The organism is Microbacterium sp. CPCC 204701 (genome assembly GCF_004010105.1).
Taxonomy (GTDB): Bacteria; Actinomycetota; Actinomycetes; order Actinomycetales; family Microbacteriaceae; genus Microbacterium.
This window is the reverse complement of sequence record NZ_RRYE01000305.1, coordinates 1-3,682: the sequence shown is the minus strand read 5'-3', so window position 1 is coordinate 3,682 and position 3,682 is coordinate 1. Positions and strand designations below refer to the sequence as shown.

The 3,682-nt window shown below is 72.3% G+C and carries 4 protein-coding genes; 2 read left to right on the top strand and 2 right to left on the bottom strand.

Features of this window, described 5'->3' with window-relative positions; translation table 11 throughout:
- On the bottom strand, positions 1-764 hold a 764-nt coding region (locus EIO58_RS14380), incomplete at its 3' end, for a hypothetical protein (RefSeq protein WP_240658881.1).
- Positions 749-1,540, bottom strand: coding sequence for an ABC transporter ATP-binding protein (locus EIO58_RS14375; RefSeq protein WP_127820107.1), 792 nt, complete (start codon positions 1,538-1,540; stop codon positions 749-751). The genes EIO58_RS14380 and EIO58_RS14375, both read right to left, overlap by 16 nt.
- Positions 1,541-1,662: 122 nt before the next feature.
- Between EIO58_RS14375 and EIO58_RS14370 the strand changes: the two genes are divergently transcribed.
- Both EIO58_RS14370 and EIO58_RS14365 read left to right on the top strand, forming a co-directional pair.
- Positions 1,663-2,874 carry a sensor histidine kinase gene (locus tag EIO58_RS14370; RefSeq protein ID WP_127820106.1) on the top strand — a complete coding sequence of 404 codons (1,212 nt, stop codon included), beginning with the start codon at positions 1,663-1,665 and terminating at the stop codon, positions 2,872-2,874.
- Complete coding sequence (locus EIO58_RS14365) at positions 2,871-3,512, top strand: response regulator (protein ID WP_127820105.1); 642 nt, start codon at positions 2,871-2,873, stop codon at positions 3,510-3,512. The genes EIO58_RS14370 and EIO58_RS14365 overlap by 4 nt, the downstream gene beginning before the upstream one ends.
- Positions 3,513-3,682 lie beyond the last annotated feature (170 nt).

Sequence of the window (3,682 nt, the reverse complement as noted above, 5' to 3'; positions counted from 1 at the left end):
CGCGGAACGAGCAGCGGCACGGCGGCGGCGATGACCACCGCATCGAGCGCGACCAGCGCGAGGATCAGCAGAGCCGCGCGCCCGACGTCTCCCTGACCGGCCGCCTCGGCCGCGAGCACCGACCAGGACGTGGGGATCGCATCGAGCACCGTCGTGATCGGCCCGGGGGGCAGTCCGTCCTGCAGCAGCTGCGGAATGGACTGGAAGGCGACCGAGACCACCATCCAGCCGGTGAACATCACGGCGAAGAACAACCCCCACTGCACGCCCGCGATCTCGATGCCGAGGCGAGTGCGCATGGCAGCGCCGAGCGCACCGTAGACCAGCCGCGACATCGCGATGACGAAGATCCACGTGAGCGCCGCGCCGACGACCGCGACCGCCAGTGCGGCGATGCCGAGCGCCGAGGCGTGCCACGCGTTGGTCAGCAGGGCCGCGAGCACGTACGCGGCGGCGACCCCGACGAACACCGTGGCGAGAAGACCGCGCCCGAGCGCGAGCCTCGACACCGGGAGCAGGGCGAAGTAGTCGGCGCGCACGACGCCCGCGCCGCTCGTGAGCACCGGGCCGAGCATGGCGCCCACGAGCCACATCGCGAACACGAGCGTCAGCACCGAGTGGCGCACGGCGGCGTCGGGGGCGACCACGGCGCTCGCCCAGGTCGCGAGCACGAGCACGGCGCCGAGCACCCAGCCGGCCTTGCGCAGCCCCGCGGAGGTGTTGCGGAGCATCGCGAACTTGAGAGAGATCAGCCCCCGATCCACGACAGCTCCTCCTCGTCGACCTCGGGGGCTCCGACCAGCTCCACGAAGCGGTCCTCGAGACTCGCGCCGGCGCGCACATCGTCCAGCGTCCCGTGGGCGGCGATCCGCCCCCGGGCGACGATCGCGACGCGGTCGCACAGCTGTTCGACGAGAGCCATCACGTGGCTCGAGATGATCACGGCGCCCCCCGTCTCGGTGAAGCGACGGAGGATCCGCGTGAGCACCCGGGCGCTGACGGGGTCGACCGCCTCGTACGGCTCGTCGAGCACGAGCACCTTCGGCGTGTGCAGGAGCGCGGTCGCGAGCCCGATCTTCTTGCGCATGCCGGTGGAGTACTCGCCGACGAGAGTGCCGAGGTTCTCGGCCTCGTCGAGTTCGAGGATGCGCAGCAGCTCGGCGGCGCGCGCAGCGACGATGTCGCTCGGCATTCCGCGGAACCGTCCCCAGTAGGTCAGCAGCTCGCCTCCGGTCAGGCGTTCGGGCAGGGCGAGACCGTCGGGCAGCACCCCGAGGCGCCGCTTGGCCTCGACGGGATCGGCCCACACGTCCACGCCCTGCACGAACGCGTGCCCCGATGACGGGCGCAGCAGCCCCACCGCCATCGACAGCGCGGTGGTCTTGCCGGCGCCGTTGGGTCCGACGAGGCCGAAGAACGATCCCATCGGCACCTGCAGGTCGATGTCGTCGACGGCGGTCTTGTCGCCGAATTCGCGACGCAGTGCGCGCATCTCGAGCGCGGGGACGTCGGGCGACGACGTGTCTTCGATGAGTGGCATGAGCCCACTCCATCGGCCCGCGCCGGGTTCCGCCACCGCCGATCGACCAGGATCCCCGGCCGATCGGCCAGGGATGAACGCCGAACGGATGCCGCGGCCGCGGCGGTTCGTATCATCGAGGCATGTCCGCCACGACCGAGGCGCCGGCGTCCGCGTGGCGCCGGGCTGCCGTCGTGCTGTCGCCCGCGGTGGGACGGACGAGGCTCGAGTGGCTGACCGACTCGGTGCTGTTCGCAGTCGCGGTGCTCCTGTGGATCCAGGTCGCGGTCCCTGCGACCAACCCGCAGCTCCCGGACTGGTGGCGCACGTGGGACCTCGTCCTCGGTGCGATCGCGACCGCGTCGATCTGGTGGACGCGCCGCTATCCGCTCGCGGTCGGCATCCTCATGCTCGTCCCGGGTGCACTCGCCATCGCTGCCGGGGCGGGCGCGCTCGTGTCCGTCTATCGCATGGGACTGCTCGCGCCGATCAGGGCGGCGCTCGCCGTCACGGCAGCGCACATCCTGACGGCCCTGCCGTACCACCTGTTCCTGCCGCTGCCGGGGATGCCGTGGCAGGTGTGGGTGGTGCTCATCCCGCTGCTGTATGCCCTGTGCGTGTGCATCGGCCTGCTCGGTCGCGCCCGGCGTCAGCTGATCGTGGGCCTGCGGGCAACCGCGGCCCGAGACCGCGAGCGCTACGAGGAGCGTCTCGCGACGATCCGCCACGACGAGCGGCAGCGCATCGCCCGCGAGATGCACGACGTCCTGGCGCACCGGATCTCGCTGCTGTCGATGCACGCGGGCGCGCTGGAGTACCGCGCGACGTCGCCGACCTCTCCGACGCCGGCAGAGCTGCAGGACGCCGCGCGCGTCATCCGCGAGAACGCGCAGTCCGCCGTCGAGGACCTGCGGGAGCTCCTCGGGCTGCTGCGCAGCGACGACGAGCTCGCGACCGGCGCACCGCAGCCGCGCCTGACCGATCTTCCGCATCTCATCGACGCCGCAGTCGCCGCCGGCCAGCGGGTCGATTTCGTGAACGAGACCCGCGGCGGCCGCCTGCGCGACAGTACTCAGCGCACCGTCTACCGCGTCGTGCAGGAGGCTCTCACGAACGCGCGCAAGCACGCCCCGCGCGCTCTGGTGACCGTGCGGCTCACTCAGGACCGGTCGCACGTGACGGTGCTGGCGTCGAACCCCGTCCCGCCGGGCGTGACCATCCACGACCTGCCGCGCGACGGCAACGGGCTGGTGGGACTCCAGGAGCGCGTGCGCATCGACGGCGGGTGGTTCGAGACGACGATCCAGGGCGGCGAGTTCCTGCTCCGGGCCGAGCTGCCGGTGGGGGCGAGATGACAGTGCGCGTGCTCCTGGTCGACGACGACCCCCTCGTGCTCTCGGGGCTGCGCATGCTGCTCGCAGGCGACCCGGACATCGACGTCGTCGCCGAGGCGTCGGACGGAGACCTGGTAGCGGCGGAGGTCGCGAACGCGCACCCCGACGTCGTCCTGATGGACATCCGGATGCCGCGGGTCGACGGCATCGCCGCGCTCCGGCAGGTGCGGTCCGGGCCGGAGCCGCACCCCGCGGTCATCATGCTGACGACGTTCGGCGCGGAGCCGGTGGTGCTCGACGCGCTGCGGGCCGGGGCATCCGGGTTCCTGCTCAAGCACACCCCGCCCGATCGCCTCATCGCTGCGATCCACGCTGCCGCCGCAGGCGAGGCCACGGTGTCGCCGACGGTGCTGAGGCAGCTGATCGCGCAGGTCGCCCGCGGTGCCTCGCCCTCACGGGAGGATCCCCTCACCGGTCTCAGCGAACGCGAGCGCGACGTGGCGCTGGCGGTCGCCGACGGCCTCGGCAATGCCGAGATCGCCGAGCGGCTCTACCTGTCGGTGGGCAGCGTCAAGGCGCACATCTCGAGCGCCCTCACGAAGCTGGGGCTCGACAACCGCGTGCAGCTCGCCATCGCCGCGCACGAGTCGCGCGGTTGAGGCTCTGCGCCGGCGAGTGTCACTCGTCGGACGCGCCGGCGTCGTCGTCGCCGTCGTCATGTCGGGCGTCGCGCAGCGGCGATGCCACCGCGATCACCGCGGCGATCGCGAACACGACGACGATGCCGATGAGGGCCGGTGCGACGCCGGCGACCGCGACGGCCACGCCG

Excerpts from the sequence above, each read along its gene's own strand:
- EIO58_RS14375 (WP_127820107.1), bottom strand. The coding sequence starts at position 1,540 with ATGCCACTCATCGAAGACACGTCGTCGCCCGACGTCCCCGCGCTCGAG.
- EIO58_RS14370 (WP_127820106.1), top strand. The coding sequence starts at position 1,663 with ATGTCCGCCACGACCGAGGCGCCGGCGTCCGCGTGGCGCCGGGCTGCC.
- EIO58_RS14365 (WP_127820105.1), top strand. The coding sequence starts at position 2,871 with ATGACAGTGCGCGTGCTCCTGGTCGACGACGACCCCCTCGTGCTCTCG.